General features: G+C 62.9%; 19 protein-coding genes and 1 other RNA gene. 10 read left to right on the forward strand and 10 right to left on the reverse strand.

Translation table 11 applies throughout. The features are described from left to right. The first annotated feature begins 24 nt into the window (after positions 1-24). The 5 genes from glnA (BJD99_RS10055) to BJD99_RS10075 all read left to right on the forward strand — a co-directional run bounded on the left by glnA (BJD99_RS10055) (position 25) and on the right by BJD99_RS10075 (position 5,334). A complete protein-coding gene (gene glnA, locus BJD99_RS10055; RefSeq protein ID WP_084346663.1) occupies positions 25-1,461 on the forward strand; it encodes a type I glutamate--ammonia ligase in 1,437 nt (478 codons plus the stop codon). A 237-nt stretch (positions 1,462-1,698) separates the two neighbouring features. After that, positions 1,699-2,346, forward strand: a complete 648-nt coding sequence (locus tag BJD99_RS10060) for an ABC transporter permease (RefSeq protein ID WP_084346664.1) — start codon at positions 1,699-1,701, stop codon at positions 2,344-2,346. Continuing rightward, positions 2,343-3,554, forward strand: coding sequence for an ABC transporter ATP-binding protein (locus tag BJD99_RS10065; RefSeq protein WP_084346665.1), 1,212 nt, complete (start codon positions 2,343-2,345; stop codon positions 3,552-3,554). The genes BJD99_RS10060 and BJD99_RS10065 overlap by 4 nt, the downstream gene beginning before the upstream one ends. 32 nt (positions 3,555-3,586) lie before the next feature. After that, entirely contained in the window at positions 3,587-4,363 is a 777-nt protein-coding gene (locus BJD99_RS10070) for an ABC transporter permease (protein ID WP_256895604.1), read from the forward strand. Continuing rightward, positions 4,360-5,334 carry a glycine betaine ABC transporter substrate-binding protein gene (locus tag BJD99_RS10075; protein WP_084346667.1) on the forward strand — a complete coding sequence of 325 codons (975 nt, stop codon included), beginning with the start codon at positions 4,360-4,362 and terminating at the stop codon, positions 5,332-5,334. The genes BJD99_RS10070 and BJD99_RS10075 overlap by 4 nt, the downstream gene beginning before the upstream one ends. Positions 5,335-5,349: 15 nt before the next feature. Here the strand turns inward: BJD99_RS10075 and BJD99_RS10080 are convergent, their stop codons facing one another. From BJD99_RS10080 to BJD99_RS10090, 3 genes are all read right to left on the reverse strand, one after another. Then, on the reverse strand, positions 5,350-8,394 hold the full coding sequence (locus BJD99_RS10080) for a bifunctional [glutamine synthetase] adenylyltransferase/[glutamine synthetase]-adenylyl-L-tyrosine phosphorylase (RefSeq protein ID WP_084346668.1): 3,045 nt from the start codon (positions 8,392-8,394) through the stop codon (positions 5,350-5,352). Between the two features lie 119 nt (positions 8,395-8,513). Continuing rightward, entirely contained in the window at positions 8,514-9,854 is a 1,341-nt protein-coding gene (gene glnA, locus BJD99_RS10085; protein ID WP_084346669.1) for a type I glutamate--ammonia ligase, read from the reverse strand. Between the two features lie 102 nt (positions 9,855-9,956). Further along, positions 9,957-11,540 (reverse strand): alpha/beta hydrolase, encoded by a 1,584-nt coding sequence (locus tag BJD99_RS10090; RefSeq protein ID WP_256895582.1) that lies wholly within the window; start codon positions 11,538-11,540, stop codon positions 9,957-9,959. Positions 11,541-11,758: 218 nt separating this feature from the next. On the opposite strand from BJD99_RS10090, the gene panB reads away from it, so the two are divergent. From panB to pip, 3 genes are read left to right on the forward strand one after another with little or no spacing between them, the layout of a single operon-like run. Continuing rightward, positions 11,759-12,604: a 3-methyl-2-oxobutanoate hydroxymethyltransferase gene (gene panB, locus BJD99_RS10095; RefSeq protein WP_084346671.1), complete on the forward strand. Its 846-nt coding sequence runs from the start codon at positions 11,759-11,761 to the stop codon at positions 12,602-12,604. A gap of 59 nt (positions 12,605-12,663) precedes the next feature. Beyond that, entirely contained in the window at positions 12,664-13,122 is a 459-nt protein-coding gene (locus BJD99_RS10100; RefSeq protein ID WP_256895583.1) for a hypothetical protein, read from the forward strand. Positions 13,123-13,125: 3 nt separating this feature from the next. Then, positions 13,126-14,109: a prolyl aminopeptidase gene (gene pip / locus BJD99_RS10105; protein ID WP_256895584.1), complete on the forward strand. Its 984-nt coding sequence runs from the start codon at positions 13,126-13,128 to the stop codon at positions 14,107-14,109. Here pip and BJD99_RS10110 read toward each other — a convergent pair. From BJD99_RS10110 to rnpB, 3 genes are all read right to left on the reverse strand, one after another. Continuing rightward, positions 14,082-15,497: an RNB domain-containing ribonuclease gene (locus BJD99_RS10110; RefSeq protein ID WP_084346787.1), complete on the reverse strand. Its 1,416-nt coding sequence runs from the start codon at positions 15,495-15,497 to the stop codon at positions 14,082-14,084. The two genes, pip and BJD99_RS10110, sit on opposite strands and share 28 nt — an antisense overlap. Before the next feature lie 9 nt (positions 15,498-15,506). Beyond that, a complete protein-coding gene (locus tag BJD99_RS10115) occupies positions 15,507-15,692 on the reverse strand; it encodes a hypothetical protein (RefSeq protein WP_084346673.1) in 186 nt (61 codons plus the stop codon). Between the two features lie 91 nt (positions 15,693-15,783). Further along, positions 15,784-16,236, reverse strand: an RNA gene (gene rnpB / locus BJD99_RS10120) — RNase P RNA component class A. A gap of 50 nt (positions 16,237-16,286) precedes the next feature. Here rnpB and BJD99_RS10125 point away from each other — a divergent pair. Both BJD99_RS10125 and BJD99_RS10130 read left to right on the forward strand, forming a co-directional pair. Further along, positions 16,287-16,808 (forward strand): DUF1697 domain-containing protein, encoded by a 522-nt coding sequence (locus BJD99_RS10125; RefSeq protein WP_084346788.1) that lies wholly within the window; start codon positions 16,287-16,289, stop codon positions 16,806-16,808. Further along, complete coding sequence (locus tag BJD99_RS10130; RefSeq protein WP_084346674.1) at positions 16,805-18,055, forward strand: SLC13 family permease; 1,251 nt, start codon at positions 16,805-16,807, stop codon at positions 18,053-18,055. Before BJD99_RS10125 ends, BJD99_RS10130 begins: the two co-directional genes overlap by 4 nt. Here BJD99_RS10130 and BJD99_RS10135 read toward each other — a convergent pair. The 4 genes from BJD99_RS10135 to cobC form a co-directional block, all read right to left on the reverse strand. Then, positions 18,044-19,213, reverse strand: a complete 1,170-nt coding sequence (locus BJD99_RS10135; protein WP_256895585.1) for a bifunctional RNase H/acid phosphatase — start codon at positions 19,211-19,213, stop codon at positions 18,044-18,046. The genes BJD99_RS10130 and BJD99_RS10135 overlap by 12 nt on opposite strands. Then, positions 19,210-19,947 carry a zinc ribbon domain-containing protein gene (locus BJD99_RS10140; RefSeq protein WP_179142269.1) on the reverse strand — a complete coding sequence of 246 codons (738 nt, stop codon included), beginning with the start codon at positions 19,945-19,947 and terminating at the stop codon, positions 19,210-19,212. The genes BJD99_RS10135 and BJD99_RS10140 overlap by 4 nt, the downstream gene beginning before the upstream one ends. Positions 19,948-20,034: 87 nt before the next feature. After that, positions 20,035-21,189 carry a Nif3-like dinuclear metal center hexameric protein gene (locus tag BJD99_RS10145; RefSeq protein ID WP_084346677.1) on the reverse strand — a complete coding sequence of 385 codons (1,155 nt, stop codon included), beginning with the start codon at positions 21,187-21,189 and terminating at the stop codon, positions 20,035-20,037. Beyond that, positions 21,186-22,244 carry an Rv2231c family pyridoxal phosphate-dependent protein CobC gene (cobC, locus tag BJD99_RS10150; RefSeq protein WP_179142270.1) on the reverse strand — a complete coding sequence of 353 codons (1,059 nt, stop codon included), beginning with the start codon at positions 22,242-22,244 and terminating at the stop codon, positions 21,186-21,188. Before cobC ends, BJD99_RS10145 begins: the two co-directional genes overlap by 4 nt. Positions 22,245-22,267: the final 23 nt, after the last annotated feature.

The following is a 22,267-nucleotide window of genomic DNA, read 5'->3' on the forward strand; positions in this document are numbered from 1 at the left end:
CGGACTCAACAAAGGAGCAACAGCGTGGCGTTCAGCACGGCCGAAGAGGTCATCAAATTCATCGCCGACGAAAGTATTGAATACGTCGACATCCGTTTCACGGATCTGCCAGGTATTCAGCAGCACTTCTCGATCCCGGCTTCTGCATTCACGCAGGATGTCTTCGAAGACGGCCTCGCGTTCGACGGTTCGTCCGTTCGCGGCTTCCAGTCGATTCACGAATCCGACATGATGCTTCTGCCCGACGTGTCGACGGCGCAGGTCGACCCCTTCCGGGCCGCGAAGACGTTGAATATGAACTTCTTCGTTCACGATCCGTTCACCCGCGAGTCCTACAGCCGCGACCCGCGCAACGTCGCCCGTAAGGCAGAGGAGTACTTGCTCTCCACCGGCATCGCGGATACTGCGTTCTTCGGCGCCGAAGCCGAGTTCTACATCTTCGACTCGGTCAATTACGACTCGAGCATCAATGGCGCCTACTACGAACTCGACTCCATTGCGGGTTCGTGGAACACCGGCAAGAAGACGAACGCCGACGGCAGCCCCAACCTTGGTTACAAGGTCCGCGCCAAGGGCGGGTACTTCCCAGTGGCTCCGTACGACCACTTCGTCGATCTTCGCGACGAAATCTCCACGAACCTCACGAACGCGGGCTTCGAACTCGAGCGCGGACACTCCGAGGTCGGTACCGGCGGCCAGCAGGAGATCAACTACAAGTTCAATACGCTGCTCGCTGCTGCGGACGATTTGCAGCTGTTCAAGTACATCGTGAAGAACACCGCTTGGAAGAACGGCAAATCGGCGACCTTCATGCCGAAGCCCCTCTTCGGCGACAACGGCTCGGGCATGCACGTGCACCAGTCGCTGTGGAAGGACGGCAAGCCCCTCTTCCACGACGAGGCCGGATATGCCGGACTGTCGGATCTGGCTCGCCACTACATCGGCGGCATTCTCCATCACGCACCGTCGCTGCTGGCGTTCACCAACCCGACCGTCAACTCGTACCACCGTCTGGTGCCGGGCTACGAAGCCCCCATCAACCTCGTGTACAGCCAGCGGAACCGTTCGGCCGCAGTCCGAATCCCGATCACGGGAAACAACCCCAAGGCCAAGCGCGCGGAATTCCGCGCACCGGACTCCTCGGGCAACCCGTACCTCAACTTCGCCGCCCAGATGATGGCCGGCCTGGACGGGATCAAGAACAAGATCGAGCCGCTGGCCCCGGTCGACAAGGATCTCTACGAGCTGCCGCCCGAGGAAGCCAAGAACATTCCTCAGGCACCGACGTCGCTGGAGACTGTCATCGACCGCCTCGAGGCCGATCACGAGTACCTGACCGAGGGTGGCGTCTTCACCACGGACCTGATCGAGACCTGGATTTCGCTCAAGCGCGAGCAGGAAATTGCTCCGATCAACCTGCGGCCGCACCCGTACGAGTTCAACCTGTACTACGACGTGTGATCCACACTCTGCGTTGACGTGTGATCCACAGGTAGCGTTCGCTTCACCAGAGCCACCCGCCCTTGCCATAGAGCAGGGCGGGTGGCTCTGTTCGTGGGCATGGTTGTGTGTACGCACGGTAACGACTTGCGTGAAACGGGTTTGAATCCGGGTGACATCAGCCATTCTCGAACAGAAAGACTGGCACGGATTCTCCAAAGAAACCGTGTATACGGGAAGTTGGTGGGTTTACCTTCAATGGACGCACTCTGGAATTTCGTCTCCGGACGACGACAACAGTTGCTGACAGATTCGTATCTCCACGTCTCTGCCGTCATCCAGTCGATCATCATCGCTACGATCATCGCGGTCATCGTGGGAATTGCGGTCTACCGCTCCCCCGCGGGATCCGCGATCGCGACGGCGCTGGCCAGCACGATTCTGACCATCCCCTCCTTCGCCCTCCTCGGATTGTTGATTCCGATCCTCGGGTTGGGGGTGGCTCCGACCATCACGGCACTGGTCCTGTACGCGCTCTTGCCGATCGTCAGAAATACGATCATCGGCCTCGCAGCGGTCGATCCCGCCGTCACCGATGCTGCTCGCGGAGTCGGTTTGAACCGTGCCCGGATTCTCGCTCGGATCGAGATGCCGTTGGCGTGGCCGTCGATCTTGGCAGGCATGCGAGTCAGTACGCAGATGATCTTCGGCATCCTCGCCATTGCGGCGTACGCGAAGGGCCCCGGACTCGGCAACCTCATCTTTTCGGGCCTGTCCCGCGTCGGTAGCCCCACCGCTGTTCCTCAAGCACTGGTCGGCACCGTTCTGATCGTCATTCTCGCCTTGATTGTCGACGGCATCCTCGTTCTCGTCGGCCGTCTTACAACCTCGAAGGGCATCGCGTGACCCCAACAGCGAACAATCAGAATGTCTCGGGCGTCGATATCGTCCTCGAGTCCGTCAGTAAGCGCTATCCCGGCCAGAAGGCTGCAGCGGTGGACAACGTGTCGTTGACCGTCCCTGCAGGTGAGATCGTCGTCTTCGTCGGGCCTTCCGGTTGCGGCAAGACCACCACGATGCGCATGATCAACCGACTCATCGAGCCCTCCTCGGGAAAAATCACCATCGACGGTAAAGACGCTTTGTCGATCGACCCGGACGAGTTGCGACGGGGAATCGGTTACTCGATTCAGCAGGCCGGGCTGTTTCCGCACCTGACGATCGCAAAGAACGTCGGGACGGTGCCTGGGTTGATCGGGTGGGACAAGAAGAGGATCGCGGCTCGGACGGACGAGATGCTCGACCTCGTGGGACTGGATCCGGATACCTATCGCGATCGCTATCCGCGTCAGCTGTCCGGTGGCCAGCAACAGCGCGTCGGTGTCGCGCGAGCGCTCGCAGCTGATCCGCCCGTGCTGTTGATGGACGAGCCCTTCGGTGCGGTGGACCCGATAACCCGAGGGCTGCTCCAGGACGAGTTGATGCGACTGCAGTCCGAGCTCGGCAAGACGATCGTCTTCGTCACCCACGACTTCAACGAGGCAGTCAAGCTCGGTGACCGCATTGCGGTCCTGGGTGACCGCTCGACGATCGAGCAATACGACACTCCGGAGGCGATCCTGGCGAACCCTGCCAGCGACATGGTGGCTGGGTTCGTGGGCGCGGACGCGTCGCTGAAACAGCTCACACTCACCCGAATTCGTGATGTTCGCCTGATTCAATGTCCCACTGCGAAGGAAAGCGATCCGGTGGACGCGATCCGCGCGAAGATCGCGACCCGCAAGTGGCCGTGGGGATTGATTCTGGACGACCGAAACAGGCCGTTGCGTTGGGTCGGTCCCGCTCATTTGGCACACGCATCCTCGCTGCGAGGAGTCGGTCTACCGGTCGGCGAGCTCGTATCCATTCAGTCCACGCTTCAAGATGGGTTGGAAGCGCTTCTCGCCGAGAGCACCGCGTCGACGGTCGTCACCGGTCTTCGCGGTGAGTACGTCGGGTTGATCTCGATCGATGTTCTCGTCGGCCATCTTCAGCAGATGCGCGAAGCCCACGAGCACGATCACGACGACGATGATGCCGATGCCGATGGAGTCAGTGGGGAGTTGCCCGCATGACCGCATCCGTGGACAGTCTCCTCGCGGCCGAGATGGACGCGGCACCTGACGAAGGTGCCGCGGAGCGAAATGCCGTCAAACGCGCTGATCGCCTACGCCTGCTGGTGCAACCCGCCATCGTTCTGATTCTGGTTGTCGGCGTACTTGTCTGGGCTTTCAGTCGTGATCTGACAGCGACTCAACAGGGCAGCATCACTGCGAGCAACCTCGCCACGCTCACATGGCAGCACATCTTGCTCACCGCGGCAGTCGTGATCATCGTCGTGATCATCGCCGTCCCGCTCGGAACTCTGCTCACCCGACCCGGATACACCCGTCTCGCACCATTTTTCGTGGGCATCGCCAACATCGGCGCGGCTGCACCTGCAGTCGGTTTGCTGGTCCTCTTCTACCTGGCGACGCGTCAGACAGGTTTCTGGATAGGCGTACTGCCCATCGCCTTCTATTCGCTGCTTCCGGTGTTGCGCAATACGATTCTGGGATACCAGGAGGTCGACAAAACACTCATCGATGCCGGCCGCGGCCAAGGGATGTCCTCGCTGACAGTGCTCCGAAGGCTCGAGTTCCCGATGGCAGTGCCGTACATTCTCGCCGGCCTACGCACCTCCCTGGTCCTCGCGGTCGGAACAGCGACGCTGTGTTTCCTCGTGAGCGCAGGTGGACTCGGCATTCTCATCGACACCGGATACAAGTTGCGCGACAACGTCACCTTGGTAACCGGTGCCGTACTTGCGGTGTCCCTGGCACTGTTCGTCGATTGGCTCGGCGCCTTGGCCGAGCAGTTCCTGGGCCCCAAAGGATTACGATGAAGAAGACGACCACCGTATTCGCACTCGCCATGGCGGGGGCACTTCTGGCCGGCTGCGGACTCGAATCCGGGGGCGCGGTTCCGCTCTCGGTCGGTCCGGGAAGCATCCAGCCGGTCCCCGAACTCGAGGGCGTCAAGATGACCGTCGGTTCCAAGGACTTCACCGAACAAATCACGCTCGGCTACATAATCGAGTTCGCAATGGCCGCCGCCGGTGCAGAGGTTCGGGATCTGACCAACATTCAGGGCTCCAACAGCACACGTGACGCCCAGTTGAACGGCCAGATCGATCTCACATACGAGTACACCGGCACCGGGTGGATCAACTACCTCGGCAACGAGACACCACTACCCGACTCGACCGAGCAGTACGAAGCGGTGCGCGATGCCGACCTCGCGGCAAACGACATGGTGTGGGAACCTCCCGCCCCGATGAACAACACCTACGCGCTTGCGATGAACAAGCAGACCGCGGCAGAAACGGGTGTCAAGACGCTGTCGGACTACGCCAACCTTGTTCGAACCAACCCGTCCGCGGCCACGACCTGCGTCGAAACCGAGTTCAACGTTCGTCAGGACGGCTACCCCGGCATGGCCGCAAAGTACGAGTTCGATCCGAATCTTGCGCCTCGGCAGATTCTCCAGACCGGAATCATCTATCAGGCCACCGCCGACGGAACTCAGTGCAAGTTCGGTGAGGTGTTCACTACCGACGGACGCATCATCGCGCTCGATCTCGTTCTACTCGAAGACGATCGAGCGTTCTTTCCCAAGTACAACCCGTCACTGATCATGAAGAAGGACTTCGCCGATGCCCATCCCGAGGTGCAGGAAGTCATGGCGCCTATCACCGCGAAGCTCGACGATAAGGTCATGACCGAATTGAACCGCCAGGTGGACGTCGAGGGCAAGGAGCCCGCCGACGTCGCACGCGACTGGCTCGTCTCGGAAGGTTTCGTCACCACCGGCTGAACAACGGTGGAGTGGTCAGGCCCCGAAGGTCCGCTCCACCACAGCCTTTGCTCGACGCGTCACACGGAGGTAGTTGTCGAGGAACTCCCCCGCATCGGCGTTCTTCCACCCGGCCACCTTTGCGACGGCGGAGAGAACATGCCCCGGTGCAGGGAGTTGGTCCGTCGGCTTTCCGCGCACGAGTACGAGTGCGTTGCGTGCCTTCGTTGCGAGAATCCATGCTTCGCGCAATAGTTCGACGTCGGTCTCGCTCATCAACTCGGCCGCGCCGATTGCGTCGAGAGTTTGCAGAGTCGAGGTGTTGTGCAGGGACGGCACATTGTGCGCATGCCTGAGTTGGATGAGCTGCACCGTCCACTCGATGTCGGCGAGCCCCCCTCTACCCAGTTTGGTGTGGGTGGCGGGGTCGGCGCCCTTCGGCAGACGTTCGGAGTCGATTCGTGCCTTGATGCGGCGAATTTCTCGTACGGACTCCTGCGAGACGCCGCCTTCCGGATATCGAATCTTGTCGACCATGAGCAGAAACTTGATGCCGAGATCCTGATCGCCGGCAACCTGGTGGGCCCGCAGCAGCGCCTGGACCTCCCAGGCCTGAGCCCACTGCGCGTAGTACGCCTTGTACGACGCGAGAGTCCTGACCACCGGCCCGTTTCGGCCTTCCGGCCGCAAACCGGTGTCCACCTCCAACGGTGGGTCGGTACTCGGCGCACCGAGTAACTTACGAATCCGATCGGCAATACTGTTGGCCCACTTGACGGCGACACTGTCGTCGGAGCCCTCGACGGGTTCGCATACGAACAACACATCTGCATCGCTGCCGTAGCCGAGTTCTCCGCCGCCGAGTCGGCCCATACCGATCACAGCCAGGCTGGCAGGGGCAGGCTCCCCACGTTCGGCTTCGCTCGCCCGAATGGCAGCTGCCAGTGCAGCGTTGATCACCGCGGCCCATACCGAGGACAAAGCCGTGCACACCTGCGGCACATCGAGCATGCCGAGGATGTCGGCCGACGCTACCCGCGCGAGCTCGTGTCTACGCAGAGCCCGCGCGGCGTCGATGGCACGAACCGGATCGTCATACCGACCCGAAGACGACAGGATCGCTCGGTACGTTTCCTCGGGTTCGACGTCGAGAAGCCTCGGTCCGGTCGGTCCGTCGGCGAAGAGTCTGATGACCTCGGGAGCTTTGATGAGCAGATCCGGCACGTAGGCCGAGGATCCGAGCACGATCATCAAACGCTGAGCGACGGCACCTTCGTCGCGCAGTATCCGCAGAAACCAGGTTTGGTCCGTAGTGGCCTCGCAGAGCCGCCGGTAGTTGAGTAGGCCGGCGTCCGAGTCCGGGGTATCGGCCAGCCATTCGAGAAGTGTCGGCAGCAGCACCGCTTGAATCTGGCCACGTCGTGAGCCTGAACCGACGAGCGCGCGCAGGTGCCCTATCGCGTTCTGAGGCGCGGCAAATCCCAGCGCGGAGAGTTGGCGCACGGCGGCTTCCGGAGTCAGCCTGACGGTGTCGGAATCGAACCGTACGACGGAATCGAGTAGGGGTCGATAGAACAGTTTCGCGTGCAACCTGCGAATCCGGAGCGCGTTGCGTTTGATCTCGGCAGTCAGCACTCCGAGTGCGTCACGATTGCCGTCGGGGCGCATATGCGCTGCTCGGGCGAGCCAGCGCAGCGCTTCCTCGTCGTCCGGTGGTGGAAGCGTGTGGGTTCGCTTCATCCGCTGAAGCTGCAGACGGTGTTCGAGTAGTCGCAGGAATTCGTAGGACGCGGTCAGGTTCGCGGCGTCGTCGCGCCCAACGTATCCCCCGTCGCTGAGCGCGACCAGGGCGTCCACAGTGCCGAGAACTCGGAGAGTTTCGTCGGTACGGCCGTGGACGAGTTGCAGCAGCTGTACTGCGAATTCGACATCCCGCAGGCTTCCGCGACCCAGTTTGATCTCGCGTTCACGGAGCTCGGGTGGGACCATCTCCTCGACGCGACGGCGCATCGCGCGGACCTCGGGAACGAAATCCTCTCGCTGCGAGGCCAACCACACCATCGGGTTGAGTGCGGCGACGTAGCTGTGACCGAGCTCGAGGTTCCCGGTCATCGGACGTGCTTTGAGCAGAGCCTGGAACTCCCACGTCTTGGCCCACCGCTTGTAGTAGGCGACATGCGAATCGAGGGTGCGGACCAGTTCGCCACGCTTCCCCTCCGGTCGAAGCGCTGCATCGACCTCGAAGAACGCCGAGGAGCCGATCCGCATCATTTCGCCCGCGATCCGACTGGAAACCGCATCCGCAGGTTCGGCCACGAATACGACGTCGACGTCGGAGACGTAATTGAGCTCTCGCGCACCGCATTTGCCCATTGCGATCACGGCGAGTCGGGTCGGCATCGGATCGTCCGGGCAGACTGTCGCGACGGCGACAGCCAGCGCTGCGGTCAAGGCGGCGTCCGCCATGTCGGAGAGCTGATTTCCCACGAGCTGGTACGGCACGACGGGCTCGTTCTCCACGGTGGCAGCGAGATCCGCCGCGGCGAGAACCATCACTTGGTCACGGTAGGTTTTACGCAGTGCGACAACGGCATCGGGTCCGGTAAGACCCGCCCGGTACAACTCCGGTGAGGCATTCGGACCGGTCTCGGGCACTGCGTCGACAGCGGCCAGGAGTTCGTCGGTGAGCTGCTGCTTGCTGGGTAGTTCCACTCGCGCGGACGGACCCACGGCGCGGCCTTCGGGTGTGCTGAGCAGACGCCAGGTATCCGGATCGGAAACAAGGTGATCGGCAAGCGCGCTCGAGGCACCGCAGAGACCCAACAATCGACCGCGAAGGCCCTTGTCCGAACGCAAGGCCTGGTCGACTTCGGAGAAGCCGTCGCCGAGCAAATCCTGCAGCCTCGTCAGTGTCCGCAGCGCGAGATCCGCGTTGGCTGCACGCGACAACGACCACAGCAGTTCGAGACTGTTCTCGTCGACCCACCCGAGCTTCTGTAGATCAGCGGGCGCAGTGGCCTCGACCAGACCGAGACGTCCTGGCCCTGGGACGATCGAACGTGATGTGGGTGGACGCACCATCAGCGAACACCTCGACTCTGGCGTAACACAGGTTCACCTCACCGCGGGCGGGAACTAGCTCTTACTCGAACGAAGTAAAATCTAACCCATTCCACCGGCATCCGATGACAGTGCGCAGATCACAATCCCAAGTAGGCCTTCAGCTCGTACGGCGTGACATGCGAGCGGTATTCCTCCCACTCCCGACGCTTGTTGCGCAGGAAGAAGTCGAAGACATGCTCGCCGAGGGCCTCGGCGACGAGCTCGGAGCCTTCCATAGCGTTCAGAGCCTGATCGAGATTGCCTGGGAGTTCCTTGTATCCCATGGCGCGACGCTCGGCGGATGTCAACGCCCACACGTCCTCTTCGGCCTCTGGTGGCAACGTGTAGCCCTTTTCGATGCCACGTAGACCGGCAGCGAGCAGGACTGCGAAGGCAAGGTAGGGGTTGCAGGCGGAGTCGGGGCTGCGGATCTCGACGCGACGCGAGGACGCCTTGTTCGGGGTGTACATCGGAACCCGAATGAGGGCCGAGCGGTTGGACGGTCCCCAAGACGCTGCCGTCGGTGCTTCTCCACCGCGGATCAACCGCTTGTAAGAGTTGACCCACTGGTTGGTGACGGCGCTGATCTCGTTGGCATGTTCGAGGATTCCGGCGATGAACGACTTGCCGGTCTCCGAGAGCTGCATCGGGTCGTCGGGATTGTGGAATGCGTTGGTGTCGCCCTCGAACAGGCTCATGTGCGTGTGCATCGCCGAGCCGGCCTGATCACTGAACGGCTTGGGCATGAACGTCGCGCGGACGCCCTCGGCGATGGCAACTTCCTTGACCAGGTATCGGAAGGTCATGATGTTGTCGGCCATCGACAGTGCGTCGGCGTAGCGGAGGTCGATTTCCTGCTGACCGGGCGCAGCCTCGTGATGGCTGAACTCGACCGAGATACCCATCGACTCGAGCGCATCGATGGCGTGACGGCGAAAGTTCGGCGCCGAGTCGTGCACGGCCTGATCGAAATACCCACCGTTGTCGGCGGGCGTGGGTGGCGATCCATCCTCTGGCGAGTCCTTGAGCAGGAAGAACTCGATCTCCGGATGCACGTAGCAGCTGAACCCGAGGTCTGCGGCCTTGCTCAACTGGCGCCGCAGCACGTGGCGCGAATCGGCCCAGGACGGTGAGCCGTCGGGCATCGCGATGTCGCAGAACATGCGGGCCGAATGCTGGTGCCCCTTGCTGCTCGACCAGGGCAGGATCTGAAAAGTCGACGGATCGGGCTTGGCCACGGTATCCGCTTCGGAGACGCGAGCGAATCCCTCGATAGCGCTTCCGTCGAAGCCGATGCCTTCGTCGAAGGCACCTTCGAGTTCCGCCGGGGCGATGGCGACCGATTTCAGATAGCCAAGAACATCGGTGAACCATAGGCGGACGAAGCGGATGTCGCGCTCCTCCAGGGTCCGAAGCACGAATTCCTTTTGGCGATCCATATCCGCGAGACTAAGCAAACCGCGTTAAATCTGTGTTACATCGTGATCTCGGTCTCACGTCGGACGCTTCTCAGCGGCCACAGCGGCGACGTGAAGCTGGTCTCAGCACACTAGATCGTTGCCGGTGGGAACCAGATCGACGAGATAATCGATCAACGGATCGTCGACGCATTCCTCGCCGGAGAAGGCGACCGTATGTTGAGTCCCTTCGTAGGTGACCAGGTCCGCGCCGAGCTGGCGGGCAAGATCGACCCCTGCCTGGTACGGCGTGGCCGGGTCGAAAGTCGTGGACACGACCACGAGCTTCGGTAGCCCCGCCGCCGAGATCGTGTGCGGACTTCCGGCATTCGGCACCGGCCAGTATGCGCACAGGTCGAGAGGAGCGTTTCCGGTCCCGCGGCCGTCGTCGAGGAACGGGGCGGCCTGTCGATACCGCGTGTCGGCCTCGTCGGCCTCGGCTCGGTCGACGACCGGCGGATCATCGACGCACCGAATTGCATTGAAGGCGTCGTCGAGATTCGAGTACGACCCGTCCTCGAGCCGTCCGCTGTAGCTGTCGGCCAATCGGAGGAGCGTGTCACCGCGGCCGTCCCGGAGTTCGCTCAGGCCTGCTCGAAGAAGCCGCCACAGGCTTTCGGAGTACAGCGCCTGCTGGGTCCCCGTCAGCGCGTCGTCGTAGCTCAGGCCACGCGGGTCCGTCGTCTCGGCGGGACGCTCGACGAGCGGGTCGACGAGGGCACGGAACTGCCGATTCGCGTCGGCGACGTCGGTGCCGAGCGGGCAGGACGTCGATTGTGCACAGTCAGCGGCGAAACCGTCGAATGCGCCCTGGAACGCCGCCCCCTGCTCGACAGCTTCGTCGACGGGACTCTGCTCTGGATCGAGTGCACCGTCGAGCACCATCGCCCGCACGTTGTCGGGGAACGCCTCGGCATATGCGGTGCCGATCCGGGTGCCGTACGAGTAACCGACGTAGGTGAGTTTCGCGTCCCCCAGCACCGACCTGATCACGTCCATGTCCTGGACCACCTCGCGTGTTCCCACGTGCTCGAGAAGATCCTTGCCGCTCCGCGCTGCACATTTGGAGGCGTAGTCCTGATGCTCCGCTTCCGATTTCGCAATACCCGCCGGCGAAACGTCGACATCCGGCTCGCGTCGCTCCTCTTCGATCTCTTGCGTAGTCAGGCACCGCACGGCCGGAGTCGATGCACCGATTCCGCGAGGGTCGAAACCGATTCGATCGAAGCGTTCGGATAACTCCGACCCGTCCGCCTGCGTGGACATGTACAGCCCTGACGCCCCCGGACCACCTGGGTTGAACAGGATCGAGCCGATCTTGTCCCCACTCGCCTGCGTCCGCGAAATGGCGATCTCGGCCTTCTCTCCCGACGGCTCCTCGTAGTCCAGTGGCACTGTGACCTTCGCGCATTCCATATCGCTACGAAAACCCGTTCCGTCGGTGTCGTAGGAATCGCAGGGCCCCCACTCGAGCGACTGGGTGTAGAACTCGGCGAGGCCGTCGGGGACGATTCCGGCCCCGGGCTCGAAGGATTCGTCGGACGATGAAAGCCCCTCTGCTTCCGGGGTGCCCTCGGTTGTCGAGCCCTGCGCACATCCCGCCGCGGCCATCAATCCCGCCGCACCCAGGGCTACCATCCGGACCAGCGGAGTGCGACTCGTTCTCATTCCCACGATGGTGCCAGAACTTCGCGTGTGCGCTGCTCACGTAGGACAGCGACGAACCGCGCGCTTACCTGCACGACCCGTGGCCCGAGCCTTACGGTGTGACGGATTGCACTGCCGACTGCCCTTCGGTCGAGTAGGCGCAGGTGGCAGACTGGGGGCGTCATCAACCCCATCCCGGGGACCCGAAATCGGGCCTCGAGGAACCGAAAGGGACAAAGATGTCCGACAACACGATTTACGGTGGATCCGACGCATCCGCATCCGGTCTCACTCGCAAGACCCGCACACACCATCTTCTGCAAATGAAGGCCGAGGGTGAGCGCTGGGCAATGCTCACCGCTTACGACTACTCCAGCGCTCGCATCTTCGAGGAGGCGGGCATTCCGGTTCTGCTGGTCGGTGACTCCGCAGCCAACGTCGTCTACGGCTACGACACCACCGTTCCCATCACCATCGACGAACTCCTCCCCCTCGTTCGCGGGGTCGTGCGTGGAGCCCCCAACGCACTCGTCGTCGCAGATCTCCCCTTCGGCAGCTACGAGTCCTCCGCGCAACAGGCACTGGCCACAGCCACCAGATTCATGAAGGAAGGACTCGCCAACGCCGTCAAGCTCGAAGGCGGAGAGCGCGTCGCAGATCAGATCGCTGCCATCACTGCCGCGGGTATCCCGGTCATGGCACACATCGGATTCACCCCGCAAAGCGTGAACGGCCTCGGCGGATTCCGGGTTCAAGGCCGCGGCGATGCCGCAGACACATTGGTCGCCGACGCCATCGCCGTCCAAGAGGCAGGTGCGTTCTCCGTCGTCATGGAGATGGTTCCGGCCGACATCGCCGGTCAGGTGTCCCGCAAGTTGACCATCCCCACAGTCGGAATCGGCGCGGGTAACGAGTGTGACGCACAAGTTCTCGTGTGGCAGGACATGGCCGGTTACACCAATGGAAAGACGGCGAAGTTCGTCAAGAAGTTCGGCCATGTCGGAGACGAACTCCGATCTGCGGCCTCGTCGTATCTGTCCGAGGTGCGCTCCGGTGTCTTCCCGGGACCCGAACACAGCTACTGAGTCACCTCCGGTGGCGTGAGCTGATTACTGGAGCCGATCGAGATGGCACACTCGTTGCCATGAACTCAGCTACAAAGGCCCAGTCCAGGTTTCGTCGAATGACCCGAGTCGTCGTTTCTGTCGCGGGCGCGGTAGCAGTTTTCGCTGCTACCGGCGCTTGCGGCACGGATTCGACGACCACCGGTTCGTCGTCGACCCCGACCGCAACGGACACACCCACCACGGCCACCTCCCCCTCTGGGGCAGCCGGAATCACCGAGCAGCAGAGCCAGCAGCTGTGCAGCGATCTCGATGCGCAGCTGCAGGAATGGAGAATTCAAGGCCCGACAATCGGACGTGGCGGTCTCAATATCGTCGTCCAGACCTGGGCGGCGCAGAGCGGCACCATCAATCTTCAGGTTGTGCAGAACCGCTCGATCGTCGACGAGGTGACCATCGCTACATGCCCGGATGCCCGTGCAGAAGCTATGCGGTCGCTCGAGATTCCTGATCTCGCCTCCGGTCTCGTCGGGTTCTGACGCGTGACGTCGACATCACTGCGAGAGCTGTATCCGCCGATCGAACCGTTCGACGGCGGCCTCCTCGACGTAGGCGACGCCCAGCACATCTACTGGGAGGTCAGCGGTAACCCAGCGGGGAAGCCAGTTGTGTTCGTTCATGGTGGGCCGGGCGGCGGAACTGGTCCGATGCAGCGCCGTTATTTCGACCCCACTGTGTATCGCATCGTCCTGTTCGATCAGCGGGGGTGCGGGCGTTCCCAGCCGCACATCGCCGACGGCGGAGATCTGGCGGTGAACACGACCGATCGACTCGTCGCCGACATGGAAAAGTTGCGAACGCATCTCGTCATCGAACGATGGCTCGTGTTCGGTGGTTCCTGGGGTTCGACTCTCTCGCTCGTGTACGCACAAACGCATACCGAACGCGTCAGCGGTGTGATCCTCCGAGGAATCTTTCTTCTTCGACGCAGTGAGATCGACTGGTACTACAACGGCGGTGCGGGACATATCTTTCCGGAGCAGTGGGACAAGTTCCTCGCTCCGATCCCGAAGAACGAACGCGACGGGGACCTGGTCGAGGCCTACCACCGCCTGCTGACTTCCGACGATCGTGATATCGCGACCTCGGCCGCGGTCGCCTGGTCGGAGTGGGAAGCCTCCACCAGCTATCTCATTCCTCGGCCGGATCAGATTGCGCAGAACCAGGATTCACGATTCGCACTCGCGTTTGCGGGAATCGAAAATCACTACTTCCGCAACGCGGGGTTCCTTCGGGACAACCAAGTGCTCGACGACGCGCACAAGCTGGAAGGCATCGACGGAATCATCGTCCAGGGACGGTACGACGTCGTGTGCCCCGCGACAAGCGCGTGGGAACTCCACAAGGCCTGGCCCGGTGCCGAACTCGTGATGGTCGACGACGCCGGCCACTCGGCCGCCGAGCCTGGCATAGTCCACCATCTGATCGAGGCCACCGATCAGTTCGCGTCACTGCCCGATTCGTAGGCGAAGCCGATTCGACGGGAGTCGGTGTCGGCGACGGTGAGCCGCACCGTCACCTTCTCTCCTTCGGGTGGATTACCTGCGCATCTGCTGATGACGATCGGGTCGTGAACGAAGACTTCGGCCTCGCGCTTATCTTCGGCCCCGCGAAGCACCAACGCACCGAACCGTTCACCGACGCGGCCTGCGAGAATGGCCGCTTCGGCGAGATCGATACACGCCCGATCCACCTTGGACGCAACGGAATCGGACTTCCGCATGGTCGCCGGAAGTTCAGGGAGCGCGCTTGCGGCCCACTCCGGTACCTCCGTTCCCGCAACAACCGCCAAACACACCTCGGTGGAGAACCTGTCCGACAGTCGACGAAGCGGTGCCGTGACGTGCGCGTACGGCGCTGCGATGCCGGAGTGCTCGGTGTGTTTCGGCGCCGCGCCGTCGAACGCCGCGTAGTCGGCGCCGCGAAGCAGCCCTGTCGCCTGCGTCATCATTGCCAACGTTTCGGGCGCATCGGCCGGGAGAGCAGCGAGCACTGCGCCGGCCGATACGCCGTCCGGCCAATCGATTCCGAGCATCGAGGCGGTAGAATGCAACGTTGCCAACGCCGTGTCGGTTGCAGGCGGAAGTGTGCGCAGCAAGCCGATGTCGGCGCCGAGCATGATCCGCGCGGCACACATCCCGGTCAACAAGGACACTTCGGCGTTCCAGCCGTCTACCGAGGTTCTGGCCTGAAGATGGATTCGCCACGAGTCGCCGTCGGGAACCACTTCCTGTTCGGGCAGCGTGATGTCGACCGCACCCCGCCGAATCGAGGATTCCGCTCGCAGCCGCCCGAACTCGTCCAGACATGCAATCGACGGATGCGGACTCCCGGCATCGAATCCGGACTGCACGCCGGCGTAGTCCAGTCGCGCAATCGACCGGACCGATGCTCTGGTCACCGTCCACGACGTCGGCTCACCGAATTCGTCCAGCTCGATTCTCCACAGCGCTGCCGGCCGAGTCTCGTTCGGCAACAAGCTCGCCGAACCCTCCGAAAGGACCCGTGGATGAAGCGGAACCGAACCGTCCGGGAGATAGAACGTCTGTCCACGTTCACGCGTCTGAACATCCAGCGCTCCGCCGGGAACGACAAGTGCTCCGACATCGGCGATCGCATAGTGAAGCACGAAACCCGTCGGCAATGTCTCGATATGTACAGCCTGATCGAGATCCATCGACCCGGGCGGGTCGATGGTCACCAGCGGGATGTCCGTGCGATCGACGCGGTCACCGACGAAACGATCCCTAGCCGACCGAGCCTCCGCGAGAGCGCCTACGGAAAACTCGTCGTGGAGGCGAAACTCGGATCTGATCGCACGAAAATCGAACGCCGGTGCCGTCAGCCGGGTCAGAAACACCGGTCAGTTCTTCCAGTCGTCGTCAGCCTTGTCCGCAGCCTTGTTTCGCTCGGCCGCGATCGTCAAAGCGCGCTCGGCGGTCTGGCGGTCCGGGTAGGGCCCCATCCGGTCCAGTGCACCGGATTCCTTGCCCTGAGCCACGGTCTTGGTGCGGATGTCGTAGAACCAGGCGTCATCGTCATTACTCATGTTCACAGTCTGCCCGAAGAAGCCGGCTCAGCCTAAGACTCCGGCACCTCGAAAATCCGGGTCATTCCGCAGGCTCCACTCCCGACGAGTGCGAACGAGTCGGTATATAAGCCGGATCCTGTGATCCTTACCCTCGCCGAGGCGAGGAAAGGACCGACGACCATCCATCTGGGCACACCGTCGCCGGGTACCTCGAGCAGTCCACCCGCAGGCTCGGGCGAGCAGCCCTCGAGCACCTGCGCAGCCGAACCTTCGCTAGAAGGTACGGCCTTCGACCTTGCTCCGGGCGGGGTTTACCTAGCCACCCCAGTCACCTGGGGTGCTGGTGCGCTCTTACCGCACCGTTTCACCCTGACCCGTGTCGAAATCTCCCGAAGGAGATGTGTTCGACGCGGGCGGTCTATTTTCTGTGGCACTTTCCCGCGAGTCACCTCGGGTTGCCGTTAGCAACCGCCCTGCTCTGTGGAGTCCGGACTTTCCTCGGCCTGGAGCTTGGCAGAATCGCTCTGCCAGTCCTCCGAGCCGCAGCCGTCCAACCGACTCGTTCGCGAGATGAACTCTACTGTGTCCTCGCTCCGAACTACAGTTTCACTCATGAAGCACGTCGTCCTTCTGCGTGGAATCAACGTAGGTGGCATCAACATCAAGATGGTCGAACTGCGCGCAGCCTTGACCTCCGCGGGATTCGACGACGTTCGAACAATCCTCGCGACTGGCAACGTTGTGCTCGAAAGCACGCTCACTGCGCCCGAAGTGAAGAAGTCCGTCGAGAAGGTTCTGTCGGCGACCTTCGGATACGAGGCGTGGGTGATCGTCCTGGACGAGCCGTCATTGAAGTCGATCGTCGAGAGCTACCCGTTCGACGCCGAACGTGACGGTTGGCATCCTTACGTCATCTTCGGCAACGATGCCGACCCTCTGCGCGAAGTCGCAGGTATAGCAGACACTCTCGACCCCGAGCTGGAATCACTCGCCCCGGGCCACCGCGTCGTGTACTGGGAAGTGGTGCGGGGCCACACCACGGACAGTCGCGTCGGGAAGTTCATGGCCAAGGCAAAGTACAAGCCGACCACCACTACTCGTAATCTGCGGACGCTCGTCAAGATGCTGGCGTGAGCGTGGTCGCTGCGGCACTGGTTGCCGCAGTGCTGATCTTCGCGATCTTCGCACCACGTTCCCTACCGGAGATCACGGTCGCGATCCCTGCCGCCGTTCTGACGCTCCTGCTGGGACTGGTGACCGTGGATGACGCACGCGAGCAGATTCTCGTGCTACTGCCGACGGTCGTATTCCTGGCTTTCATTCTCGTACTGGCTCATCTGGCGGACGCACTGGGATTGTTCGCCTGGGTCGCATCGGTCATGGCGCGATCCGCGAAGGGAAGCCCACACCGACTCCTCCTGTCGGTCTTCCTCGCTGCTGCAGTCACCACGGCAGTATTGAGCCTCGACGCGACGGTGGTACTTCTGACACCTGCGGTCATCGGTGCGGCACGGGCGCTGCGGATGCCTGCTCGTCCGCACAGTTATGCCACTGCGCACCTGTCCAATTCGGCGTCGACACTTCTGCCGGTGTCCAATCTGACGAACTTGCTGGTGTTCTCGGCGACGGGGTTGACGTTCGCACATTTCGCCGCGTTGATGGCGTTGCCGTGGATTGTGGCGATCGTCATCGAAGGTGCTGTGTTCTGGGTGTTCTTTCGCAAGGACTTGATGAGCGCAGAGCCAGTGGTAAGCAGGGAGGCAGCTAACCCGACTCCCGATGTGGCTGCGCCGATCGGCACGATCGTCGTCCTGGGGATCACTCTCGTGGGTTTCGGCGTGTCCGGATTTTTCGGTGTCGAACCGTTCTGGGTAGCAGCGGCCGGATCGCTCGTCCTCGCTGTACCGGCATTACGCGGTGGGTTCACCGTTCCCCGTCGAATCCTGCGGGCAGCGGATCTGAAGTTCTGCGGATTCGTGCTGTTGCTGGGCATCGTCGTCGAAGGCGTCACTTCGGGCCCCATCGGCCGATGGCTCGGCGACATCCTCCCGACCGACACCACGTTCTTCGGCCTGCTCTCGGCGGCCGCTATCGCTGCCGTCGCGGCCAACGTAGTCAACAACCTGCCCGCGACGCTGATGTTGTTGGCGGCGTTCGGCCCATCGGCGTCGCCCGGTCTACTGCTCGCCATGATCATCGGGGTGAATCTCGGACCCAACCTGACCTACGTCGGATCGCTGGCCATCATGTTGTGGCGTCGAGTGGGGGCCGCCAACCACGAGCCCGCAGACCTGCGAACCTTCACCACGCTCGGCCTCATCACGACTCCGCTGACCATTCTCGGTTCGACGGCCGCGCTCTGGCTGGTGCTAGGTGTGTAAGTAGGACGTCTCATTGACCAGTCGTACCGATGCCCCGCCGTCCGGGTAGAACTCCGCGATGCTCAGGGAGGCCAGATCGAGGTGCAGTCGGTAGAGGATCGAGGGACCGACATCGAGCGCCAGTTGCAGCAACATCTTGATCGGCGTCACGTGTGTGACCACTACGACGGTGGATCCCGCATGCGCGGAAATCAGTTTCTCCCGTGCTGACTGGACTCTGTCGCGAACGACGTCGAAACTCTCGCCGCCCGGCGGTGCTACCGATGTATCCCCGAGCCACTTCCGATGCACATCCGGATGATTCTCGCCCGCCTCCTTGAAGGTCAGGCCCTCCCAAGCGCCGAAATCCGTCTCGGTCAGCTCATCCAGAGTCGAGACGGGAAGCCCCATCTTGGCGGCGAGGGCGCCTGCCGTCTGTTGCGCTCTGGCCAGCGGCGAGGCGACGATCGCGGCAATGTCGTCACGCTGCGCAAGATACGCCGCGGCGGCCGTTGCCTGCCGCGCACCCAGTTCGGTGAGAACCGGGTTTCCGCGCCCGGAGTATCGGCGTTCGACGGACAACGGTGTCTGACCGTGACGCAGCAGCAGCAAACGCGTCGGTGCACCGACGGCACCGGTCCATCCTGGTCCAGCCGACTTGTCGGCAGTCGGAGCAGCCGACTTCTCGGCCACCGGCGCTGTCGGCCTGTCGGCCACGTGCACGGCAGGCTCGCGATTCTTACCCGCGGCAGCGTCCATCGCCTCGTTCGCAAGACGATCCGCATGGGAGTTCTCGGCACGTGGAATCCATTGATACGACACTCGATCGAAGCCGTGGACCAGAGCAGCCGCCTCGCGATTGAGCGGAATCATGTCCGGATGCTTGACCTTCCACCGACCCGCCATTTGCTCGACGACGAGCTTCGAGTCCATCCGTACGTCGACCTCACGGGCGCCGACGTCAGCGGCTGCAGTCAGACCGGCGATGAGGCCGCGATACTCGGCCACATTGTTGGTCGCGATGCCGAGCGCAAGGCGACGTTCGGCCAGAACCTCGGAGCGATCCGGGGACAACACGACCGCACCGTATCCAGCTGGTCCCGGATTTCCCCGAGAGCCACCGTCAGCTTCCACGATCACTCGGGTGTGGGCTGCGGAACTGTGTGCTGCGGAACTCAAATTCCGGACTCTTTCGTCCGCACGAGAATGGCGTTGCACTCCGAGCATCGGACGAGTTTGTCGGCCGGCGCGGCGGCGATTCGCGAGATCTCCCCGCGGTCCAGCTCGATTCGGCACGCGCCGCAACGGCGAGCCTGAAGTAGAGCGGCACCGCGGCCGGACAGCGCGCGTTGCTTCTCGTAGATCGCCATCAGATCTTCGGGGAGGCCTGACGCGAGTTCGGTTCGGCGGGCAGTCGCGCGTTGCTCGGCGGCGTCGATGTCCGCTACTGCATCATCGCGGCGCCGACCCGAATCGATGAGTTCGTCCTCGATCTGCGTCACCTGCGCGCCGGCATGGTTGTAGTCGGTCTGGGACGCCTCACGACGTTCCATGACCTCGAGAAGCTCTTCTTCCAACAGGCCCTGACGGCGTTCGAGGCTGGCGAGCTCGTGCTGCAATTCCGACATTTGCTTGGGTGCGATCGTTCCGCTGTCGAGCATCTTTCGGTCACGGTCTTCGCGCTGACGGACAGCGTCGACTTCGTTTTCGAGTTTCTTGATATCGCGGTCGAGATCGTCCATCGACATCTGCACTGCGACGGCAGCGTCTCGACGTGAGACTCGCTCGGCCTCGAGCTTCTCGAACTCGGTCTGCTCCGGAAGCGTTCTACGCCGATGAGCGATCTGCGACAGTTCGGTATCCACTGAGGCCAGTTCGAGAAGTGAGGCCTGCACTCGGGGGTCGACATTCACGCGTGATGACTCCTGCGACTATGGAAGTTGATTCAGGTGAACCTTACCGGCTCGCGCACCGACGGCGGACAAGAGTTGGTCGAGGGACTAGTCCGACGCGGTCGTCGCCGCACCGAGGGTCCAGGGGTCGGTTCTCGTGCTACTGACGCAGCTCCCCCATCCTGCGGTTTCGGCAAATGCTGCGTCGACGATGCTGCGGGCCTGCTCACACCACGGGTACTCCGACGCCCAATGCGCAACGTCGATCACCGCAGGGCCACCGCTGCGGAGATGTTCGTCGACGGGATGGTGCCGCAAATCCGATGTGAGGTAAACGTCGACTCCCGATGCCCGAACGGCGTCGAGAAACGAATCCCCCGCGCCACCGCACAGCGCAACAGTCTGCACGACGGTGTCGGGATCGCCGGCTGTGCGCACACCCCACGCTGTGTCCGGCAGTGCACGGCGCACCCGTTCGCTGAATTCGCGAAGCGTGGTCGGCGACGCGAGCGTGCCGATCCGTCCGAGGCCGGTCGAAGTCGGCAGGCGGGCCTCCTCGAAGATGTCGAATGCGGGCTCTTCGTAGGGGTGCACGGCGGTCAGTGCGGCGAGGACGGTCTGCCGGGCCGACGCCGGGGCAACCACTTCGATCCGGTCCTCGCTCACCTGCTCTAGGGTGCCGACCGCACCGATCGCCGGATCGGCCCCGACCTCCGGACGAAACTGGCCCATTCCTTCGACGGTCCAACTGCATTCGCGGTAGTTGCCGATCGCACCGGCGCCTGCGCCGAACAATGCCGAGCGAACGGCGGAACTGTGAGACTTCGGAACGAGAACGACCCACTTGTCGACCGCGGGCGCTTCGATCGGCTCGATGGGACGCGAGACGGAGACCCCGAGAACCGCGGCCAACGCGTCGGACACGCCGGGATCTGCGGAGTCGGCGTTGGTGTGGGCGGTGAACAACGCACATCCCGCCTTGACGAGGCGGTGGATCAGGGCACCTTTCGGCGTATTCGCCGCGACGGTGTCGACTCCTCGCAGGAGTAGCGGGTGGTGTGCGACCAACAGATCGGCACCCCACTCGAGTGCCTCGTCCACGACGTCCGCGGTCGCATCGACGGTGTACATCACCTTGCGCACACGATCGGATGGATCTCCGCACACCAGGCCGACCGAGTCCCAATTCTCGGCGAGCCGAGGAGGGTATGCAGCGTCGAGCACCGCCACCACGTCGGCCAACTTCACTGTCTGATCGCTCATGATGATTCTCCCTCTGCACGTGCTCTGGCCAGAGCTTCGACGAGTATGTCGACTTGTTCGCGCCCGCGGACCGCCACCCGCAGATGGTCGGTGGTCAATCCTGGAAAGGTGTCGCCTCGCCGCACTGCCACGCCTTGTGCGCGTAGTCGAATCCTCAGGTCTGCGGCACCGGGGATTCGAAGCAGGAGGAAAGGAGCGCGGGCGTCGGGGGCGACGTCGATACCGAGGCTTCGCAGTCGGTCGGTCATCGATGCCCGGTCGGCGGCGATAGTCTCGGCCTTCGCCGCAGCCGCGCCCACTGCTGCGGGTTCGCTGCATGCGGTGATCGCCTCTATCTGGAGAGTGCCCAGCGGCCAGTGCGCTCGGCCGCGGGTCAACCTGGCCAGCAGGTCGGGGTGGCCCAGTGCGTAACCGCATCGCAATCCCGCCAACGCCCACGTCTTGGTCAGACTTCTCAACACGAGGACGTCGGGAAGCCTCACTGACGCCAACGAGTGCTCCTCCCCCGTTATCGCGTCGGCGAATGCCTCGTCCACGACCAGCACCCGCCCGGGCCTTCGCAGGGCCAACAGTGCTTCGCGTTCGTGGAGAACCGAGGTCGGATTGGTGGGATTGCCGACCACCACCATGTCCGCTTCGTCGGGAACGGCTGCGGGATCGAGCCGATACGGCTCCTGCAGGAGAACCTGCACGGTATCGACGTCGGCTTCTCGCAGCGCCCACTCGGGCTCGGTGAACGATGGGTGCACGACAGCAGCGAGACGCGGCTTCAGTCTCGGCAACATGGCGAATCCTTCGGCACCCCCGCCGAGCAGAAGGACCTCTTCCGGTGACCGGCCGTGGCGTCGTGCCACCATCTCGCGGGCCGCGCGATCGGCGTTCTCGGTTGGATAGGCACCCAGCTTCGTGAGACTCGCAGCGAGGCGCGTCCGTAGCCACTCCGGCGGAGCGGTGCCTTGGACGTTGACTGCGAAGTCGACCATCCCGTCGTCGACCTCTGCGTCACCGTGATGACGCAGAGGTGACAGTGCCGCCGGTTCGGTGAGTTCGTTCATTGCCGGTGAGCGTAGTCGGCGGC

It is taken from the genome of Rhodococcus sp. 1163, assembly GCF_002091985.1.
Taxonomy (GTDB): domain Bacteria; phylum Actinomycetota; class Actinomycetes; order Mycobacteriales; family Mycobacteriaceae; genus Rhodococcoides.